Raw genomic sequence first — 16,479 nt, forward strand, 5'->3', positions numbered from 1 at the left:
GTCACGCCCTCAGCTGAATGGTGAATGTCGCTTTGGCCGGGTCTTCGGAGACGTTCAACGCTCGCTTGCCGCTGATGATGTCGCCTATCGCTGGAACGGCAATTTCTGATGTCGGCGAGCCTGCCAAGAGAACAAACAGCTCGTTTTGCAGAATCAGCAGCTTTTCGTCAGTCGTCTGGATCAGACTGCCGTCAATCTCGCGTGCTTGGTAGCTACTGAAGACGCCGCGCCCACCGTAATTCAAGGTTGAGCCTGCACTCTCTGATCCGGTCACCGGGTCGTACTCGCCAGCAACTACGCGAGCTCCAGACACAGCGCGCACCGCATCAGCCAGCTTGCCGTCAAATGCTTTCGCCAGCTTCGATTGAAGCTTGTCATGTAGGCCCATGATCAACCCCTGATCATTGGAATGGAATTGGTGCCGACTGCCCATGGATAGATGAGCGCCATGGCGAAACTCTCGCCAGCGGACAGCGCGACAGATCCTTGCACGTAGGTTTCGCTGACGGAAGTGCCTGAGGTGGCTGATACCGTCTCGCTGATCGTCTCGCGCTCGACGGACTTGTACAGGCCATCAGTCGAGGCGATCTTTGCAACTTGCGCACCGGCCTGCTTGATCTCGGCCGGTACTTCGGCGGGAACAGGACGCTTAATTTTGCTGGTCAGCCAGGCGTTAGCCTGCATCACAGACATAACCGGATCACCGGCACCCGCCCAGCCCGACCCCAGCAATGCATCAACGTCTGCAACAGTGATGAAGTCGGTCATGGGTTACTCCGCTGCGTTGTCGAGCAGCTCAGCCAGCACTGGCTTGTTGGCGGCAGGATCGAAATCAATGCCCTTTTCGGTCAGTTTGGCCTTGATCTCGTCGACGTTCAGCCCCTTGGAAGGCTTGTCGACGACAGACCCGCCCTTCTTCATCGGCTCAGGATGCTTGTAGTCATCCGGCGCGAACTTGGCGTCGATGATCTTGTAACCCTTCTGGCGCAGTTCAGCTTTGCGCTCAGCGGTGACCGGGTGTTGCTCGTAAATGATTTTCTCGCCCATGACGGACTCCTGATAAGTGGATCAGGCGACCCGAAGGCCGCCATCTTGGTTACTTGGCGGCATCGCCGATGGTCATCACGCCAGCCGAGGCCTTGATGCTGTTCGCAACCAGATCCCAGTTGGTGCCGGTGGCCAGTTCAGCGCTGGCCGGAGACTTGCCGCCGTTCGCGGTGTCCCAGGTGTAGCCCTTCAGACCCAGACCGAAGGTGTAATCGGCCTGCATGGTGGTTTCGATACGCTCCTTGCCGTTGGAGGTTTCGATGTTGGTGATCAGATCGGAACCATCCATCACCACCGCCGCGCCGTCAGCCAGGCTCAACACCTTCTGCTTGTTCGGGGTGCCAGCTTCGTACAACGCCGCAGCGTCAGTGATGATCACTGCCTTACCCAGGATGTCGACTACCTGCACACCGCTGAAGCTGAACAGACGGTTCTCGTTGGCCAGGTTCTGGCCCAGCAGTTTGTGGTACATCGCACCGGTCATGACCTGAGCAACCAGGCGTTGCGAGGCATCACCAAACAGCGCGTGCGCGTTGTTGATGGCGATGTAGCTCATGCCGAGAGTGGCCGAAACGTCGTTCGTGGCGGCCGGCTGATTGCCGATAGCAGCAACCAATGCAGAAATGGCGGTGTTCAACTGGTCCGACATGATTGCTTCGGACAGGTTGCGGCTGATCACTTCCAGTGCTTCTTCCGGGTTCTTCTGCACCCACGACAGCTGGGAAGGCTCCCACAGGATCGGACCGAAGCCGCCTGCGATCTTCACGGAGTCGTACTGCTTCTGAGCCAGTGGAGTGGCAGCCTGTGCGCCGTTGGCAGCGTAACGATCTACACGGCGTTGTGCGCCATGCAGGCCAGCCCAGAACGATTCCTGAAGGAAGTCGCCGTCGATGCCCTGCGTAGTGAGTCGGATGGACCCGGCAGAGGCGGCGTTGAATTTCTCAACGTCCTGAGCCAGCGTTTCAATGGTGATTTTCTTGAGGTACTCGTTGAATACCTTCATGTTCGACAGGGACATGGTGACTCCTTAATTCGTGGCGGTCATGGCCTTGATGGCGGCGACTCGGTCGTCTTTGCCTCCGCCAAAATTGCCTTTAGCGTTCGAGTTGGTGTTCTGACCGTTCTGTGCGCCGCTGCCAGTGGCGTTGGAGCTTTTCAGGATGTGGTCGCGGTGGGGGTACTGCGAGACAAGGGTTTCAATCGCTTCGTCGAAGTCGGCCAATTCACCCGGGCGGGCGCGGCTGAAAATCTTCTGGCCCTGGCTGTCATAAGCGACAACCTTGCCGTCTTCGATCTTCAGGTTTTGCCCGAAGGTGGCCTGGACCATGTCAGCCGGAACAGCTAGCTTTTCGGCAATGAACGCCGAGCGAGCGAAGTTGCCGCCGATTTTCTCTGCGTACAGCTGCTGCTCGAAGGTCTGGGCTTTGCCGTTTGCTTCGTCCAGTTGAGTCTGGAAGGCCTTGCTGATTTCGGTCTTCACCTTCTCGATCTCACCGGCATCCACCAGTGTTTTTGCATCGAGGTTCGCGACAATGCCCAGCGCTTTTTTGGCCGCTGCGGGGTCGTCGATGCCTTCGAAGGTCTTCACGATCTTCTCAGCGGAGTCGGCGCGCACGCGGTGGTCTTTGGCTTCGGCGTTCAGTCGGGTGATGGTGGAGCGGGTGCCAGCGGCGTCGAAGGCGACCTCTTTGCCGTCGTCCTCCACGTACACAGGCTTGCCGTCCTGGATTTCAGCGTACTGCTTGCCATCGACTTCTACGGTTTTCAGTTTCAAGGTCTTGTCTCCTGCGAGCCATCCGACTCAGTGCGCCCCGTCCATCCGAACAGCGGGCATAAAAAAGCCCCAGCGGATGCCAGGGCTTGAATTTTGGGTATTAAAAAGCCCGCGCTTGGCGGGCTTTAGGTATTCAGCTTGTTCAGCAGAGCACTACGCGCTCTCCGTTGCGATGACAGCTTGCACACAGAACCTGCGGAGTTCCACCAGTGGCCTTGCCGTTCTTCAGCAACATCCCGATCTTCGTAATCATCACCTCGCGACTGCCGCAGCGGTGGCACTGGATCATGGTCGCGGGCCTAGGCATCTTGCGGATACGAGCCCGCGCCTGCTCGACCGGAGTATCAGGCGCTGGGGTTCCTTCGATTACGTGCAGCTTTGGTTTATCAGTCATGCAGGCATCATAGCCCGGCTTTGGCGAAAGAGGCAGCGTCACGCTCGCGTAGCTGATCGAGAGTGAGCGTTTTCCCTTGGTCGTTGTAAAACTTGTCCAGAGATAGCCCGCCTTCTCGCATTAGCTTGCCCCGAGCAGGCCCTAGAACTTCGTCCTGGCGTTTCGCGCTCTGGCCCTTGATCCATTCACCGTAAGTGGTCGAATCAGGCACCTGGCCGTCCATGCTCGCCCTAGTGCCTGGTGGCATATCCTCTTTCGACAAACCAAGCTCTTCCCATGCCTTGATGATAGGGGTTGAAGTGCTTCGGCAGCGCCAGTGGATTCGGCCTGGGCCGGCAAGCCACGGAATGTCATGACCAACAGGTTGGTGCGTGTCATTGGTGTATTGCTTGCCGTCACGGATTCGGCATGGGCCGGAAGTATGTCCGTCGAGCGTGCTGTGCCAGCCTACGCCAGCTATCAGGTCGCTGTTTGCTTGGTAGAACGCATCGCGCGCGCCCTGTGCGGTGTGACTGATCGCCGTCCGCACCATCGCATCAATGTCATTGCGACTGCGATTCAGCAGGCCGTCAGCATAACCCTCGGACTTGATGCCCATGATGTCGCGAACGATCTGGTCAGTGGTTTGACCGTTGACCATACCGGTGCGGATGGCGTCACGAATGCGAGCCGCGCGACCCACTTCCAGATCATCCATCCATTCGCCGAGCAATTTTCCCTGAAATGGGCGGCTTGAGGCGATCTTCTGGACCTGAGCAAGATCAATCCTTGCCAGCGGCACGGCGATAAGCACCTGAGCCGGTAGCGTTGCGGCGAACAGCGCCTGCTGATAGCCGATCTCATAGGGGGCCAGTTCATCTACCGATGCTTTCAAAACCTCGCCAGCTTGGTCGTATACCTGCTTGTTCAGTTCGCGAACCGATTCAAGCACGGTGTTCATGTAAGTGACAGTGAAGCGATTCGGCCCCATTCGCTCAACAGCGGCGAGCAGCCTACCCCGCAGATCTTCGTCCGCACGGTTGAGCAGCGCCATGACCTTCCGTACCTCGGCGTTACTCAGGTGCTGCAGGTCGACGGCGTGCCCTATGGAGGACGACTGAAGCTTCTCGTTGACCGTAGCCATTTACATCGCCCCCAGTGCTGGCCCCTGCTCTTCCAGGCGTGCTTTTTCGTCTTCCCAATCCAGCTCATCGCTGATAACGCCACGACGCTGCATTTCGGAGTACAGGGTTTCATCGCTGATCTTGCCGGCCGCTGCCATGCTGATCAGTGACGGCAGACTTACTTCGGGAGCGAAGTCGCTGTCGAAGTTGCCGCGCATCTCGACGTGCCCACCTTCCTTCTCGCCGCGATAGTCCGCGATGATCTGGAGTATCTGGGCGATGCAGTCACCGAACTGACCAGCCAAACGAGCCAGCGGTGATAGCTCTTGCGCTGCCTCTTCGTTGGCCTGTGCGGCCGTCTTGACCTGCTGCTTGTCGCGCTGAAGCAGTTTCGCCCCAGCCATGCGCATCTCATCGATCAGGTCTTGCAGCGACTGACGGCCCGAGTCGATTGCAGCCCCGGTGTGCTCGACGTACTTCGCATTACCATCAGCAGGCATGCGGGTTGCGCTGCCTGAGCTGATGACTAGTTGAAATTGCTCGTCACCGGTGAACACAAACAGCAGCGGAACACGTGCGACGTGAAGCAGATTGTCTTGGTCGCTCTGTGACTGCCAGTGCTTGACGTTGAGGTATGCCAGTTCCAGCAGCGGAGGTTTAGCCGTCATTGAGCCGGTGCGGCCGGTGTAGAACGTCACCCACGGGATGTAAGTGAGGCTGGTCGTGCCCTCTTCGAAGATCGCCCAGGCCTTGCCGTTGGCGGAACGGTAGGTTTTCCAGCTGCCAGGCTCAAGCACGCGGATCTGATCGACGCACTTTGTCCCGAACTCGCCATCAGGGACCTCGATCACTTCGATGTAGCGAACCTGCACCAGCACGCCCGCGCTGAACCTCCAGCCAAGCACTTGATGCGGCTTGACGATCACCGCGTAGGGCCTGACGCCTGCGGCAACCTCCTCGATCTTGGTCTTGTAGAGCTTGTTGCCCTCAGCGTCTACGGTCGACTGGTGATCAATGAATGCGTGGCATAGACCGTGGCTCATCCCGTCGCGGAACAGCTCGACTGCCCATGAATTGATGTCGTTGCCAGCCAGGTCGATGTCACTGCACAGCGCTTGAATCGATTCCGGAATGTCTTCGCCCAACTGCAATGGTTCGGCGAACACCCGCGACGTCATGTTGTTGATCGTCTCGGCGTACACCGGGAGTAGCGTGGATAGTGCTAGGCGCTCCTTGTACGTGTCGTCATGCTCGGCGGGGAACTGAGGCAGCAATGCCTTCCCCGCCCTGCGCATCCCCTGCGTTCCATCCATCAGCGGCGCAACCACGGCCCAATAGGCACGCATGCGGTCCACCGCTGGCAGCGTGGCGTTTGGGTCGTTGGACATAATCAGATTCTCAGAGGTGAAGTGGATGCGGTACGTATGCGCTTGGTCTTCGCCACAGCGAAGTATCGAAAGGCGTCCGAGCCGTGAGATGTACTGTCATGGAATGGCTTGTCCTTCCAGCAGCCCCGATTCTCATCCCATTCCTTGCGGTAGTTTTCGAGGTGGCCGATGCCTTCTTCACATTTGGATTCGTCGAAGACGCAAAGGGCCAGGATCTCCCGGGCCGATTCAATGCCGTCATCGACGCCAGTCCTTGGAACGACCTGGAACTTGATGGAATACCGCTCGCCATCGATCTCGTAGCCCTCTTTGGCGATGTCCTTGCGGCTCTTGGCATCGCTGCCGAACTCCCGGTTCTCGATGTCGTGCGGCCCCCAGTGCTCGGAGTAGGTGTAACCCTTATCCTTAAGCACCTTCATGTAATGGCGCAGGCCTTCGCCGGAGTTCTCGTAGTAGTCGATCACGTGGTATTCGGTACCGATCTGACGCACGAACCAGATGGCCGTTGAGTCGCCGACACCGATGTCCCAGAACGTCATCACCGGCTGGTGACTGTTGTTCGGAATGACGCCAATCCGCTTGTTCGCGTACAGCTTGGCGAACTGCTTGGCGTAATAGGCCCCTTCGACAGACTGCTGGAAGGCCTCGGTCGGTATCGACGGGTATTCCCGCTTCATGTCGTCGCCGAGTGTTTTCTCTTTGGCGGCATACCAAGCACGCTGACCGGGACTCGTGACGATCCCATGCTTGGCCAGCAGCTCGTTGAAGTAGTCGGTCAGGCGTTGCGGGATGACGACATCATCCGCGTCCAGCGAATACTTCGGCGCAGTCCACCAAGTGAAAAAGAAGAACTTCCAGTCCAGCTTACCCAGCGGCGTGCCCGATAGCGCTTGCTTCTCGGCACTCTGCGAGTAGTCGAAGAAGTAGCCAGCACGACCTTCAGCGGTCGACTCAATAGTGATGAAGCAGTCTGCAGCTACTGCCTCGAACGCGCCCGTTACGATCTCCCTTGCCTTGTATGGAGCCTTGGCGCAGATCTTCCCGAACTCGGACACGTGCAGATAGCGCAGCGTGCCGCCCCGGAATGACGTGGAGACGTAAAGCGATCCGCCTTTGCTGAATACAAGCTCCCCGGCCGCGTCATTGCGCGCTGGGTTAGCTGCGCGTATCTCGGCGGGCAGGTTGTCGTAGGCGTATTTCACTTTCTCCCTGAACAGCCTGTGAGCGTCAGGAAGGGTGTGAGCGATCAGCGCGCACTTGGCAGCCTCAAATAGGGCCGCATCTAGCTGGATGATGCACTGGGCGGTCGTGAAACCAATCTGGCGAGCCTTGAGGATCAGGTTCCGTGTGTGCAGTCCCGAGAAATACTCAACCTGTTCTGGTCGCATGCGAAAGCGGACTTGCTTGCCGTCCTCATTTGTCACGAAGTACAGGTGATTCAAACGCCAGTATTTGTCCCGGAGCAGCTTTATGTGCTCAGGCTTCATGTCAGGCGTCCTTCGATAGATCGTCCATCATTTTGGATAGTTCGTCGGCATCGTTGCCGCCAGCCTTGCTGTCGAGGTCGTAGGCTTGTCGCTCCAGGCTGATCAGCGTCTTCAGTGTTTCCGCCATTTCCTTCATGGTCTTGGATCGGCCCGGCAAGTCGATGATCTTCTGGTAAAGGTCGTTTCGCTTGTCCTGGCCGCTGTCGTCCGGGTCGCGCATCAACTCGCCAAGCTCTTCGAACAGCTGTCGGTTATCGGTCAGCCCTTCCAATTCATCCAACAACTTATTGGTCAGTCGCCGGCCGCGCGAGATGTCGCCACGGTGAGCCATGCGTATGCTCGCAATGACCTCAGCGTTGACCTCGATTATCTCTCTTTCGGTATCCGCCTGTTTGGTGGATACCAGAGTGGATACCGTGCGCTTGGATACCAGCGCATCAGCCTTGGCCTGGATCTTTGCCTTGAGGTTTCGCTCCCAGCCATCCCGCTTGGCGCGCTTGTTGATTGCGCCGTGTGTGATGCCTTGGGTTGATGCGATTTCTCGGATGGAAAGCAGACCGGCCCGGTAGGCGCGTTCGATGGCCTCCCAGTCGGGGTGCATGGTTGTCATGGGGAATCCTTAATCGTCAGTATCCAGCAGCACGTCAATCACCTTCTGCTCACCCAGCCGCATCGCACCCAGGCATTGCAGGTCATCGCATTTAGGTCCAAGCCCGAACACAGTTACCTGACCTTTCGGGCCGATCATGGTCAAAGCACCGACAGTGCATTCCGGATGTACACCGGCATCGAGGTCGTCAGCGATCTTGCGCAGCGTCTTGGCGGCGTCCCTCCAGCCTTCGCGCTTCAACTCGACGACCTTCATTGGCACACCATCAGGTGAGTTTCTTTGTGGGCATGCCCGTGCAGGAGCGAGACAATGAAACCCTGCGGCAGTCCAGCCTCCTTGGCGGCATCGATAGCCTTGGCGATTGCACCATCCAGCGCCTCAATGGCTTCGTTGACTTCAGGCCCTACCGGCAGCGCGTGACGGATGCGCGTGACGTTGGTCATCAGGACACCTCGCAAACTGGCCAGATACTGCGGGCAAATGCCAACGCCGATACAGGGTCGTGGTCTTCTTGCATGATCATGGGGAATGGTGGATAGCCGGGGGTGGTAACGTGCCAGGACTTCTTGGTCACATGTTCTTCATGCCCAGGAAGGCCTCTTGAACCCGTGCAGACCACTCAGCCTTCGGGAATGAATAGGCGTAGAGGAAGGCAATCAGCTCCCCCGAACCGAACCCACCGCGGCATCCGCCCGTCACCATCGCTTCCTGGCTGCCGTACATATGACAGTAGACCTCGTAGGCGCGCATGGTCACCGTCTTCGGGGCGCGCGCCTTACCCTTGCAACTCGTCTGAACCGGATGGACTTCAATATCCATGGGTATCACCTCGCGCCACGAAACGGCGCATCTGAAATCGTGGCGCGGATTATTTGCTCTGACTTCGCACGATCTGCGCATCAACTTGATCTGCGCAGGTGTCGAGCAGCTTCACCGCCTGATTCTTCAACTCCCAAAGCTGGCCGTTGTCGGTGAGGTCTTCATCCTCTACCCGCTCACACGGCACCAACTCGGGCGCTTCAATTCTTAACGCGCTGGTCTTTGTTACTACCAGGGGCTTTGCCGCGCAGGCCGTCAGGAAGAGGCTGATTAGCCCAATCACGAACAGGCTTGCTGTTGCGCTTGAGAGTTTCAAATTCCTTCCTCGCTTGTTTGGCCTTGTCTTCACTGGCCTTGATGCGTCTTGCCAGGTCTGCGGTGTATGCGGCATTGCGCAGGGCTTCGGCGCGCAGCGTGGTGATGGTGGCCTGGCTCTCGACGTTGGCCGCGAAGGCTTTTGTCTTCTCGCCAGTTTCGAATGCCACCTCGCCGCGAAGGGCAATGACGCGCGACTGCTGAATGCCCACCAGTAGCAGGCCGACCAGGGCGATAATGATTGCTGCTGCGAACGCCTTCATGCTGAATCCGCCTTGCGACCAAGAAAACGAGTCACCAGCTCACGGATGGCAGTAACGCCGAGGAACCCAATAGCCCCTCCAGCAGCAACCGACAAACTCGATGGCCAGGCCATCCACTCAATCACGCTACTGGCAGACAAACTCAGCCCGCCACAGATCAGCGCCTCGAAGAAGATCCGGCGCTTGCTGGTTTCTTTGGCGTCGTACAGCACGCGCAATAGGGAGATGAGGATCGCCATGATTGCGCCCTGCCACAGTGGATTACTGAGAGCCACCCAGAGTGCGGCCCATGTGTCTGGTTTTTCAGGCATGGTCGACATTCCGGTTCGCTCCCTTTCGGGGATTAATAAAAAAGGCCGGTGTGAGCGGCCAAGCGCTGGGGAGCAGCGGCGATTTGAATCAGCCCCAGCAGCACTCCCAGCCATAGCAATGGGTGTGGTGGGGCCGAAAACGCAAAAACCCGGCGCGGTGGCCGGGTTTCGTTTGTCGCTTGCATCACCTACATGCGCAAGTACGACAGGATGGGTGAATAATCGGCGAACCGGCAGGCCCCTGTCAAGACCCTCATGCGGCATCTTGATCACCGAAGAAAACACCCTCCTCCGTCAGGATCATCCCAGCCTCAAGAAGCGCGTCGTCCACCATCTTGTTCAGGCCGTTGAATATCTTCCGGCGCCAGTCGCGCCGCGTGCGTTCTGGCGTGCCGTCCAAGTCCCAAGTGTTCATGTCGTAGTTGTGGGCGGGGAGGATTATCACGCCTTCGCAGGGCGCCTCCTGACGCTGCTTCAGCTTCGCGTTGATCGACTTCTGCGCCTTTGCTACTGCCGTCTTCCTCCAGGCCGGGGCATTATCATCAACGTCGAGCGACACCTTTACAGAGGCCACACGCTCGGCGCCGCCCAGCTGCGGATATGCCCATGCAGTCACCGCTTTGGTCAGAAACAGGCGCGGCGCCGGCGAAGTCACATGCGATACAATCCGACCAATAGCTCCAACCTTCGACGCCATATGCGTCGAGTAGCAGGCGTTCAATACTATCCAGTGTCTCGGTTCAAGGCAGGAATGCAGCCGACCGAACACCCAGCATTCAGTGAGGAACGCCGCTTCCTTCCCGACAATCTCCCCCTTCTGCTTGGCGCACTGAACCTTTGGTTCGAAATCACACCCTCCCGCGCTGTTGATCGTTTCGGCGGCCAGTGCCCGGACTACTGCTGAGACAACATTTAGGTAAGTCATGACTGCAACCCTCGATCTCTACTCTCGGTCAAAAGTGGTGCCTGCCCCTCTTCCAGTTCCCACGCCTCGGTATGCGGGCATCCGGTGCACATGCGGATGAACTGGCTGGCGAGGTTTTACATGGGTGCCGAGCACTTTGGGCATGGCCTGCCCTTTGGGGAGTCGGTCATGCTGGCACCTTCTGAATGATCGACGGATCTGCGATGCACTGGCATCGAGTGATGCCGTTGTTCCAGCACTCACGCTCCGACCAATCATCGTGGTCATCGCTGACCTCCAGCTTTTTGGACTCAAACTCGGCGACCAGAGCGGCGCGGGACTGCTCCCAACCCTTCTGGAACGCCAACCAATCCATCTGAGCCATTGGATCTATGTAGTTGTTGCCCTTGGGCGGCTGACGTCGGGTGTCGCGAACTGATGTCCGCTCAAACTCTTCGCGCATGCTCATACAACCGCCTTGGCAGGAACGCCCATGTTGTTGAGCCATTCGAGGACGTAGCCGTCAATTGCCTGAGCCCATTCAACAGACTCAGCCATGAGGACACGCTCAATGGATGGCGGAGTGTGGGTGCCGATAAGCACCATTTCGCCCCGGCAGCGAACAGCCATCCCCGGCAGCAATTTGGCCGGAGCACCGGGCGTGAACTTCAGATTCAGAATGCTCATGCGGCCTCTCCCGCTGACTGGATACGGACGCGCACAGCGCCGCCCTTGATGGTTTCTTTGCTGAGCTTTATCAGGGTGGCGAATCTGCTGTCATCGATCCCTAGCGCCTCAGCAACCCCGTCCCTGCCCGATTTGAATGCGGCGACCAGGTTGTCGTCATCGCGTCGGCGAAAGTCGGGCGGCATGAACTCAAGGCTCAAGATCAATTCACCAGTTGGCGCTTTCATCTTGGCTTCTCGGCAAAGGAGGAAGCAGGCAGCGCGATAGGCCTTGGCTGCCTTGCTCTTCCTGGACCAATGAACTCTGGCATTGGGGCTGCATGCGGCTGGTGGCCACGGAAGCATTAGGCAGGTCATGCGGCGATCACTCCTTCGCCAACGAGAGTGTCGTTCGTCCTGATAACGCCCTCAGCGTGGTACAGCCGCATTTCGTCACGCGGCATGTCGTGCTTGGCTCGGCCATCAATGCGGTCATGGCACCAGGCGCAGCACCAGGCTCCTTGCAGGTTGTTCGGCTTGATGCCTATGCCGCAGGTGCCGGCCAGTCGGTAATGGGCGAGCACGGTCGTTTCCGTATCGTTCGGGCAGCCAGGAAGACGAACCATGCAGTCCCGGCCGCGCGCCGCCTTGGTGAGCTTGGTTTGTTTGCTCATACCCGCCCTCCCCGAAACTCAATGCACAGCTCTGGACGCTCATAGGCTTTTGCCATGAAGGTGGTGAAACGAGTGGTGAGCCTGATTAGGGTCTTCATGCGGCCAAATCCTTGAGCAGATCACCGAACACCACGCCCTTCGCCGAGAACTCAGCTGCGATGCGATCCGTGTAGGCGATGCCCTGCGCCCGATTGAACAGGCGAGTCACAGGGAAGCCGTCGGGGCCGAACAGTGCATTCCCGCCCATCAGGTCCAGCTTTTCCTCGTAGGAGAGGTGGCGCATGGTCCTATGCCATGAGGCGCGAAAGTCCTCGTCTTCGTTGAGCAGGATCTGAACGCCGACGTGGAGCTTGCAGTACTTGCGAGCCTCGTCCACGTCGCCGATCTGTGTCATGAGGCTGATGCGCTCGTAAAGCTTGAACCACATGGCGTTCTGGTCGAGCGTGCGGTCCTTGCCCGGACGCAGCGAGACAACGACGTAACGCTTGTCCCGGAACATGGTGGTCAGGCTCGTGATTGCCTCGGTCAGCTTGGCCTGGCTGTTGACGCTGATTTTCTCAGCCACGATTCACCTCCGACTTCTTGCTGACCTTCCCGTCCGCCTCAAGCTGGCGCATGGTTTTTCGCAACACGGCGGTATCGAAAGCCTCGCGCAACTCCTTACCCATGAAGGCGTAAGCGATAGATGCCATGCATCCCATGGCAATCAGCATTACTGCGACAACGCCTAACCCAGCGCATAGCATCACGCCGTAGCCCAGCCATTGAGCGATTTCAGTTATGGTCACGATCCACCCCCACAAAGTAATACCGACCACGCCCGTCATTCATCACCTTGGCGGTCTTGAGCAGGGCTTTGAGTTGTTCCCATGTAAGGGTCATTGGGTTGGCTCCTCTCGCATTACCTCGTCAATCGCATCCTCTATCTGATCGGCATCGACGGCTTCGCGCTGATCGGACCAGACCGCCTTTTGGTTGCCCACGTCGTAGATGTAGGCAGCCTGATCGACGTACCAAGCAAGCTGGCTGACGAACCGATACCGCTCTGCGTCCTTCACCGCGGCTTCAATCGCCGGTAAAATCTCAGCCTCGAACACTTGCATTGGTGATACAGCGCGAGCACCGGTGACGCCGACGGCTTCAGAAACTTTGTAAAACGCATCAGCGAATCCTGCCTTCCGCAGCGCCTCGACCTCAGCCTTCAGCTCAGCATTCACCCGCTCGTAGGCTTCGTAGCCGGTCTTTAGGCCTGCGACTTCGGCGCGGAGCTGGTCGCGCTCATCCAGTACAGCCTTGTAGCCATCGAAGTTATAGGCGAGTCGACTAATGAACTTGGCCTGTTCGTTCTCGGCCTTGATCTGGTCGTTTTTTGCCTTGAACAGGTCGGCATTTTCGTTATTGAGGCGGACGACAGACTTCAGATCCACCCTCAGCCGCTCGTTCTCGGCTATCAGGGCCAGGACTGCTGCAGGGTTGGCGGCGGCGATGAACTGAGCGTCAGGGCACTCCCCGTCATCCTCAAACGTCTCGCATACCGTTTCGCAGTCATGGTTCAGCACCTGCATGATTCCGCCGTGCTGATACCAAGGGCCGGCAGTTGCAGCCTCGGCCAGCCGCTTCAGTTCGGTACGGTCAGTCATGGAAAGTGTCCTCATGCTCAAAGTCGGCAAGGTGGTCAAGGAACTCTTCTTGCTCCTTGACTTGCTTTTTCAGCAGCGCCGCGTGGGAGGCTTTCCAAGCCCACCACGCAAAGTGGAGGGTGCTGGTGCTGTAGGTTTCGTTCCGGCGGCTCAGGTAAACCGAAAGCACAGGCTCGCCAGCTTCCAAAGCAACAGCCGTTTCAAACTCGTCACGCATCTTGTCGGTCATGTCCGTTGCTCCGCTGCTTCTGCGATCAATGCCAGGCGCTCAAAGCGCTCAGCGGCTTGGCTGGCCAGGTTCAAAAAGTCCGCCTCATCCACCACCGGCATGCACACGAAACGGATTCCGTGCTTGACCATGGTGTTGGCCGTCTCAAAGGATTGGCGTAGCTGGGCTGGGTTTGCGCGCTTCATGGCCGCTGCTCCTGAGTCTTGTTCTTGCCGAACTTGGCCATCAGCAGCTCACGGGCGGACTTTCCGTCGGCCGGGATGCCTTGCTGGAGGATTCGTGCCTGGGTTTGCTGGTCGGCCAGCTCGTTGGAGAGTTCGAAGTCGGTCTTCTGGCTGTCGTGACCGATACCGGTGGCGATCCGACCATCGAGTGGCTGCCCGGCCTGGGCACGACGAAGGATGATTTCGTAGTTGCGATCGAACCTGGCGCGCAGGCCCTTGTCTTCTTGGCGGGCGCCTCGCAGATCGAAAAGACCGGTAGCCTCGGCGGCCAGCTTTACCGCTTCATGGCTGTACGTGGTCATCAGCGCCTCGATCCAGGCATCACCAACAGCCGGCATGCCGAAGTCTTCTGGCCCGGGTGCGCACATGGCGATGAACTCACCAACGCTCGGCGCGAAAGGCTTCTTGAGCTTGCGGCACTTCTGGATACCGAACTCGATCTGCTCCAGGGTGCGGATGCCCTCGTCAGCGAATTCCTTGATCCACTCGGCCTTGGCGGCGTCGAGCGCTTCGGTGGATGGCCAGGCCTGGCGCCATGCCGGGAATATCCCGCGCAGGCGACGGAACAGGTCGTTAACCACTTCTGCCGTTTGCGGCGTCACCTGGAGAGGCTGGCGCGGCTCCACAGCAGGCAGGTTGCCCATGGTCGCCATCAGTTGACTGGCTGGCTTCATGGGCTCACCACAAGCCCTTCGGCCCAGGCATTGCTGTCGAAGTCAGGCTCCGTGCTTTGGCGGCGCGCCGGGAACTGGCGCACGTTACTGGCCTGGTTGCGGTCAGACTTAATCCACTTCACCAGCAGAGCAACCCAGGCGTCTTGCGTCTCCAACCGGCCAGATGCCGTGTAGTGGCAAACGAACGAAGCTGTTGCTTCATCCGTAAACACGCTCACCGGAAGCGTCATGCGCAGCGCGTAGTTTTTCAGGAGGCTCTGGTTTGGCTGCCAGTCCAGCGTCATTTCCGATGGCGCTTTGGTATCGATAGGAATGGGGTCGGCTTTTGGCTCTTCGTCCTCCAGCACAATTCCGGCCGGCTCCAATCCGCCGAACGTTTCGGCGACGAGCGCTTCGTGCGCAGAGAGAGAGTTGTGTTGATCTTTATTCTTCTCTACATCTACATCTTCTTTAGGTAACGCAGAAGTAACGATGCGAGCGTTACCTTTTGCGTTACCTGCTTTGTGGCTTGCGACGCGTTTTGCCGTGAGAAGCCTGTTTTTAGCGGTCTTCCCGTTGTGACGCTCAAAATGAGGAAGGCTTATCACACCTTCGGCTTCAGCCATCCAACCCACTGACTTCATGTGATCGCAGAAACCGGTAACGCCTACCGAACGATCGAGTAACTTTTTACTAACGCTCGGAGCGTTACCATTTTCGGTTTGCTGATCAAACCAGGCCCAAACACGCATAAGCTTCCCCACCACCGCATCAGGATCAATCCCGGCCAAATCTGCGATCAGGCAGACCTCCGGCTTATCCATAGTGGTGAGCTCGAACTTGATCCAGTCTCCGGCCATTACGCGGCCTCCTGAGTGCTGGCTGCGTCGTAACGCTCAACCGCACGAACGGCCAGCTTCAGCTTACGCTTGGCTGTGTTGGCGGATTGGCGGGCGTTGCAGCGGGCAATGTAGAGTTCGCGTGTGGCTTCGATGACCGGCAGGAACTCGGGCACTTCCGGATTGATCGGGCGACTATCGGAAAATGGGCGACCATGCTCTTCGAAGAAGTCGTAATAGCCCTGATCAAGACGTCTACTCGACTCTGTAGCGTCGTCCAACATAATCTGGTGGGCCAGTGCGCGATCAGCAACGCGGAGCAGGAGCTGAAGGCGTTCGGTGGTGATCACAATGCACCTCCCAGCAGGTCGGCATCGCGTGCGGACCACAAGGCGCGGATCTTGGTCAGACCCTTTCCGGTCACGCGAGCAGTGGCAACAGTGGTCTTGCCGTTCTCTGGGTGCTCGAAGGTGCTGAGCTTCGCGGTCAGGTAACCGGACTCAATAGGGGCTTGCATGGGTTCGTTTTTACGCAGAGTGACCCAGCGTTTCTGGCGCAGGAAATCCATCAGGCGTTTCTGGCCTGTACCGATCAGCTTGGCAGCCTCGCCCACTGAGTAGGTTTCGTGGGTTACGGTTACGGCATTGAAGAAGTCGACCTTTGGTGCGTCGGCGACCACCTTCTGCTCAAGCATGGTGTTTTCATGGCTGAGTTCGGTGTTGTCAGCCTCCAGGGAGACTACCTTGCGTACGTTGTCGGTCAATAAAGCCAGCAGTACCTTTGGGTCGTTTAGGCTGGCGATATCGAACGACGGCCTGACCAGAGCATCCTCAAGCTCGTGAAGGCGACGGATCACCTTGAGTCGAAGCGGCACGCTATAGCCGGTGACCAGGGTTTCGGTCAGTTCACGATTGAGGTGGTAGTTTTCTGTGTAGCCACGGGAATCCTTGTCTTCAACGACATGATCCAGAACTGGATCATCGGCCAGCGCCTTAAGCATGACGCGAATGTCGCGAATGACATGGGCGTGAAGCTTCCCTGTCAGATCAGCAATATCCGAACTGCTCATGGAAACTTCTCGCGCCACGTTTTGCGATTGCAGAAAACGTGGCGCGGAATTGGTAGAGCTATTGATATGTG

30 protein-coding genes are annotated in these 16,479 nt (G+C 58.1%); 1 reads left to right on the forward strand and 29 read right to left on the reverse strand.

What is annotated here, in order from left to right:
• Position 1: 1 nt before the first annotated feature.
• The 13 genes from AABC73_RS14845 to AABC73_RS14905 all read right to left on the reverse strand — a co-directional run bounded on the left by AABC73_RS14845 (position 2) and on the right by AABC73_RS14905 (position 8,622).
• Complete coding sequence (locus AABC73_RS14845) at positions 2–388, reverse strand: hypothetical protein (RefSeq protein ID WP_341519829.1); 387 nt, start codon at positions 386–388, stop codon at positions 2–4.
• A gap of 2 nt (positions 389–390) precedes the next feature.
• Positions 391–768: a hypothetical protein gene (locus AABC73_RS14850; protein ID WP_341519830.1), complete on the reverse strand. Its 378-nt coding sequence runs from the start codon at positions 766–768 to the stop codon at positions 391–393.
• Between the two features lie 3 nt (positions 769–771).
• Positions 772–1,047 (reverse strand): hypothetical protein, encoded by a 276-nt coding sequence (locus AABC73_RS14855; protein ID WP_341519831.1) that lies wholly within the window; start codon positions 1,045–1,047, stop codon positions 772–774.
• A 49-nt stretch (positions 1,048–1,096) separates the two neighbouring features.
• Positions 1,097–2,065, reverse strand: coding sequence for a major capsid protein (locus AABC73_RS14860; protein WP_341519832.1), 969 nt, complete (start codon positions 2,063–2,065; stop codon positions 1,097–1,099).
• 9 nt (positions 2,066–2,074) lie between these two features.
• On the reverse strand, positions 2,075–2,821 hold the full coding sequence (locus AABC73_RS14865) for a DUF6651 domain-containing protein (RefSeq protein ID WP_341519833.1): 747 nt from the start codon (positions 2,819–2,821) through the stop codon (positions 2,075–2,077).
• A gap of 142 nt (positions 2,822–2,963) precedes the next feature.
• On the reverse strand, positions 2,964–3,215 hold the full coding sequence (locus AABC73_RS14870) for a hypothetical protein (protein WP_341519834.1): 252 nt from the start codon (positions 3,213–3,215) through the stop codon (positions 2,964–2,966).
• A 7-nt stretch (positions 3,216–3,222) separates the two neighbouring features.
• Entirely contained in the window at positions 3,223–4,338 is a 1,116-nt protein-coding gene (locus AABC73_RS14875; RefSeq protein ID WP_341519835.1) for a hypothetical protein, read from the reverse strand.
• Positions 4,339–5,706: a DUF4055 domain-containing protein gene (locus AABC73_RS14880; protein ID WP_341519836.1), complete on the reverse strand. Its 1,368-nt coding sequence runs from the start codon at positions 5,704–5,706 to the stop codon at positions 4,339–4,341.
• Between the two features lie 2 nt (positions 5,707–5,708).
• Complete coding sequence (locus AABC73_RS14885; protein ID WP_341519837.1) at positions 5,709–7,193, reverse strand: terminase; 1,485 nt, start codon at positions 7,191–7,193, stop codon at positions 5,709–5,711.
• A 1-nt stretch (position 7,194) separates the two neighbouring features.
• Entirely contained in the window at positions 7,195–7,803 is a 609-nt protein-coding gene (locus AABC73_RS14890; protein WP_341519838.1) for a hypothetical protein, read from the reverse strand.
• Between the two features lie 9 nt (positions 7,804–7,812).
• Entirely contained in the window at positions 7,813–8,064 is a 252-nt protein-coding gene (locus AABC73_RS14895; protein WP_341519839.1) for a hypothetical protein, read from the reverse strand.
• Complete coding sequence (locus tag AABC73_RS14900; protein WP_341519840.1) at positions 8,055–8,246, reverse strand: hypothetical protein; 192 nt, start codon at positions 8,244–8,246, stop codon at positions 8,055–8,057. The genes AABC73_RS14895 and AABC73_RS14900 overlap by 10 nt, the downstream gene beginning before the upstream one ends.
• Positions 8,247–8,373: 127 nt before the next feature.
• Entirely contained in the window at positions 8,374–8,622 is a 249-nt protein-coding gene (locus AABC73_RS14905) for a hypothetical protein (RefSeq protein ID WP_341519841.1), read from the reverse strand.
• On the opposite strand from AABC73_RS14905, the gene AABC73_RS14910 reads away from it, so the two are divergent.
• On the forward strand, positions 8,621–8,833 hold the full coding sequence (locus AABC73_RS14910; RefSeq protein ID WP_341519842.1) for a hypothetical protein: 213 nt from the start codon (positions 8,621–8,623) through the stop codon (positions 8,831–8,833). The two genes, AABC73_RS14905 and AABC73_RS14910, sit on opposite strands and share 2 nt — an antisense overlap.
• Here AABC73_RS14910 and AABC73_RS14915 read toward each other — a convergent pair.
• From AABC73_RS14915 to AABC73_RS14990, 16 genes are all read right to left on the reverse strand, one after another.
• Positions 8,823–9,200, reverse strand: a complete 378-nt coding sequence (locus tag AABC73_RS14915) for a hypothetical protein (protein WP_341519843.1) — start codon at positions 9,198–9,200, stop codon at positions 8,823–8,825. The genes AABC73_RS14910 and AABC73_RS14915 overlap by 11 nt on opposite strands.
• A complete protein-coding gene (locus tag AABC73_RS14920) occupies positions 9,197–9,520 on the reverse strand; it encodes a phage holin, lambda family (protein ID WP_101209879.1) in 324 nt (107 codons plus the stop codon). Before AABC73_RS14920 ends, AABC73_RS14915 begins: the two co-directional genes overlap by 4 nt.
• A gap of 244 nt (positions 9,521–9,764) precedes the next feature.
• Positions 9,765–10,436 carry a hypothetical protein gene (locus AABC73_RS14925; protein ID WP_341519844.1) on the reverse strand — a complete coding sequence of 224 codons (672 nt, stop codon included), beginning with the start codon at positions 10,434–10,436 and terminating at the stop codon, positions 9,765–9,767.
• 166 nt (positions 10,437–10,602) lie between these two features.
• Entirely contained in the window at positions 10,603–10,884 is a 282-nt protein-coding gene (locus AABC73_RS14930) for a hypothetical protein (RefSeq protein ID WP_341519845.1), read from the reverse strand.
• On the reverse strand, positions 10,881–11,102 hold the full coding sequence (locus AABC73_RS14935) for a hypothetical protein (RefSeq protein WP_341519846.1): 222 nt from the start codon (positions 11,100–11,102) through the stop codon (positions 10,881–10,883). Before AABC73_RS14935 ends, AABC73_RS14930 begins: the two co-directional genes overlap by 4 nt.
• The gene (locus tag AABC73_RS14940) at positions 11,099–11,329 is read right to left on the reverse strand and encodes a hypothetical protein (RefSeq protein WP_341519847.1); all 231 of its coding nucleotides are present in this window, start codon (positions 11,327–11,329) and stop codon (positions 11,099–11,101) included. The genes AABC73_RS14935 and AABC73_RS14940 overlap by 4 nt, the downstream gene beginning before the upstream one ends.
• 125 nt (positions 11,330–11,454) lie before the next feature.
• A complete protein-coding gene (locus AABC73_RS14945) occupies positions 11,455–11,754 on the reverse strand; it encodes a DUF1364 domain-containing protein (protein WP_341519848.1) in 300 nt (99 codons plus the stop codon).
• A 94-nt stretch (positions 11,755–11,848) separates the two neighbouring features.
• Positions 11,849–12,319, reverse strand: a complete 471-nt coding sequence (locus AABC73_RS14950; protein WP_341519849.1) for a hypothetical protein — start codon at positions 12,317–12,319, stop codon at positions 11,849–11,851.
• Positions 12,312–12,542, reverse strand: coding sequence for a hypothetical protein (locus AABC73_RS14955; protein ID WP_341519850.1), 231 nt, complete (start codon positions 12,540–12,542; stop codon positions 12,312–12,314). Before AABC73_RS14955 ends, AABC73_RS14950 begins: the two co-directional genes overlap by 8 nt.
• A gap of 90 nt (positions 12,543–12,632) precedes the next feature.
• A complete protein-coding gene (locus AABC73_RS14960; RefSeq protein WP_341519851.1) occupies positions 12,633–13,394 on the reverse strand; it encodes an ead/Ea22-like family protein in 762 nt (253 codons plus the stop codon).
• Positions 13,387–13,623, reverse strand: a complete 237-nt coding sequence (locus AABC73_RS14965; protein WP_341519852.1) for a hypothetical protein — start codon at positions 13,621–13,623, stop codon at positions 13,387–13,389. The genes AABC73_RS14960 and AABC73_RS14965 overlap by 8 nt, the downstream gene beginning before the upstream one ends.
• On the reverse strand, positions 13,620–13,808 hold the full coding sequence (locus AABC73_RS14970) for a DUF1382 family protein (RefSeq protein ID WP_341519853.1): 189 nt from the start codon (positions 13,806–13,808) through the stop codon (positions 13,620–13,622). The genes AABC73_RS14965 and AABC73_RS14970 overlap by 4 nt, the downstream gene beginning before the upstream one ends.
• Positions 13,805–14,521, reverse strand: a complete 717-nt coding sequence (locus AABC73_RS14975) for a replication protein P (RefSeq protein ID WP_341519854.1) — start codon at positions 14,519–14,521, stop codon at positions 13,805–13,807. Before AABC73_RS14975 ends, AABC73_RS14970 begins: the two co-directional genes overlap by 4 nt.
• Positions 14,518–15,360, reverse strand: coding sequence for a DnaT-like ssDNA-binding domain-containing protein (locus AABC73_RS14980; RefSeq protein WP_341519855.1), 843 nt, complete (start codon positions 15,358–15,360; stop codon positions 14,518–14,520). Before AABC73_RS14980 ends, AABC73_RS14975 begins: the two co-directional genes overlap by 4 nt.
• On the reverse strand, positions 15,360–15,689 hold the full coding sequence (locus AABC73_RS14985) for a hypothetical protein (protein WP_341519856.1): 330 nt from the start codon (positions 15,687–15,689) through the stop codon (positions 15,360–15,362). Before AABC73_RS14985 ends, AABC73_RS14980 begins: the two co-directional genes overlap by 1 nt.
• On the reverse strand, positions 15,686–16,408 hold the full coding sequence (locus AABC73_RS14990; RefSeq protein WP_341519857.1) for a phage antirepressor KilAC domain-containing protein: 723 nt from the start codon (positions 16,406–16,408) through the stop codon (positions 15,686–15,688). Before AABC73_RS14990 ends, AABC73_RS14985 begins: the two co-directional genes overlap by 4 nt.
• Between the last annotated feature and the right edge of the window lie 71 nt (positions 16,409–16,479).

Origin of the sequence: Pseudomonas sp. G.S.17, assembly GCF_038096165.1 — a bacterium.
GTDB lineage: Bacteria > Pseudomonadota > Gammaproteobacteria > Pseudomonadales > Pseudomonadaceae > Aquipseudomonas.

Bases quoted from the DNA above. Each gene is read 5' to 3' on its own strand.
- AABC73_RS14880 (WP_341519836.1), bottom strand. From the start codon at position 5,706: ATGTCCAACGACCCAAACGCCACGCTGCCAGCGGTGGACCGCATGCGT.
- AABC73_RS14890 (WP_341519838.1), bottom strand. From the start codon at position 7,803: ATGACAACCATGCACCCCGACTGGGAGGCCATCGAACGCGCCTACCGG.
- AABC73_RS14850 (WP_341519830.1), bottom strand. From the start codon at position 768: ATGACCGACTTCATCACTGTTGCAGACGTTGATGCATTGCTGGGGTCG.
- AABC73_RS14845 (WP_341519829.1), bottom strand. From the start codon at position 388: ATGGGCCTACATGACAAGCTTCAATCGAAGCTGGCGAAAGCATTTGAC.
- AABC73_RS14885 (WP_341519837.1), bottom strand. From the start codon at position 7,193: ATGAAGCCTGAGCACATAAAGCTGCTCCGGGACAAATACTGGCGTTTG.
- AABC73_RS14900 (WP_341519840.1), bottom strand. From the start codon at position 8,246: ATGACCAACGTCACGCGCATCCGTCACGCGCTGCCGGTAGGGCCTGAA.
- AABC73_RS14980 (WP_341519855.1), bottom strand. From the start codon at position 15,360: ATGGCCGGAGACTGGATCAAGTTCGAGCTCACCACTATGGATAAGCCG.
- AABC73_RS14975 (WP_341519854.1), bottom strand. From the start codon at position 14,521: ATGAAGCCAGCCAGTCAACTGATGGCGACCATGGGCAACCTGCCTGCT.
- AABC73_RS14960 (WP_341519851.1), bottom strand. From the start codon at position 13,394: ATGACTGACCGTACCGAACTGAAGCGGCTGGCCGAGGCTGCAACTGCC.
- AABC73_RS14965 (WP_341519852.1), bottom strand. From the start codon at position 13,623: ATGACCGACAAGATGCGTGACGAGTTTGAAACGGCTGTTGCTTTGGAA.
- AABC73_RS14990 (WP_341519857.1), bottom strand. From the start codon at position 16,408: ATGAGCAGTTCGGATATTGCTGATCTGACAGGGAAGCTTCACGCCCAT.
- AABC73_RS14940 (WP_341519847.1), bottom strand. From the start codon at position 11,329: ATGAAAGCGCCAACTGGTGAATTGATCTTGAGCCTTGAGTTCATGCCG.
- AABC73_RS14930 (WP_341519845.1), bottom strand. From the start codon at position 10,884: ATGAGCATGCGCGAAGAGTTTGAGCGGACATCAGTTCGCGACACCCGA.
- AABC73_RS14905 (WP_341519841.1), bottom strand. From the start codon at position 8,622: ATGGATATTGAAGTCCATCCGGTTCAGACGAGTTGCAAGGGTAAGGCG.
- AABC73_RS14915 (WP_341519843.1), bottom strand. From the start codon at position 9,200: ATGAAGGCGTTCGCAGCAGCAATCATTATCGCCCTGGTCGGCCTGCTA.
- AABC73_RS14935 (WP_341519846.1), bottom strand. From the start codon at position 11,102: ATGAGCATTCTGAATCTGAAGTTCACGCCCGGTGCTCCGGCCAAATTG.
- AABC73_RS14860 (WP_341519832.1), bottom strand. From the start codon at position 2,065: ATGTCCCTGTCGAACATGAAGGTATTCAACGAGTACCTCAAGAAAATC.
- AABC73_RS14920 (WP_101209879.1), bottom strand. From the start codon at position 9,520: ATGTCGACCATGCCTGAAAAACCAGACACATGGGCCGCACTCTGGGTG.
- AABC73_RS14945 (WP_341519848.1), bottom strand. From the start codon at position 11,754: ATGAGCAAACAAACCAAGCTCACCAAGGCGGCGCGCGGCCGGGACTGC.
- AABC73_RS14875 (WP_341519835.1), bottom strand. From the start codon at position 4,338: ATGGCTACGGTCAACGAGAAGCTTCAGTCGTCCTCCATAGGGCACGCC.
- AABC73_RS14855 (WP_341519831.1), bottom strand. From the start codon at position 1,047: ATGGGCGAGAAAATCATTTACGAGCAACACCCGGTCACCGCTGAGCGC.
- AABC73_RS14970 (WP_341519853.1), bottom strand. From the start codon at position 13,808: ATGAAGCGCGCAAACCCAGCCCAGCTACGCCAATCCTTTGAGACGGCC.
- AABC73_RS14925 (WP_341519844.1), bottom strand. From the start codon at position 10,436: ATGACTTACCTAAATGTTGTCTCAGCAGTAGTCCGGGCACTGGCCGCC.
- AABC73_RS14870 (WP_341519834.1), bottom strand. From the start codon at position 3,215: ATGACTGATAAACCAAAGCTGCACGTAATCGAAGGAACCCCAGCGCCT.
- AABC73_RS14910 (WP_341519842.1), top strand. From the start codon at position 8,621: ATGGGTATCACCTCGCGCCACGAAACGGCGCATCTGAAATCGTGGCGC.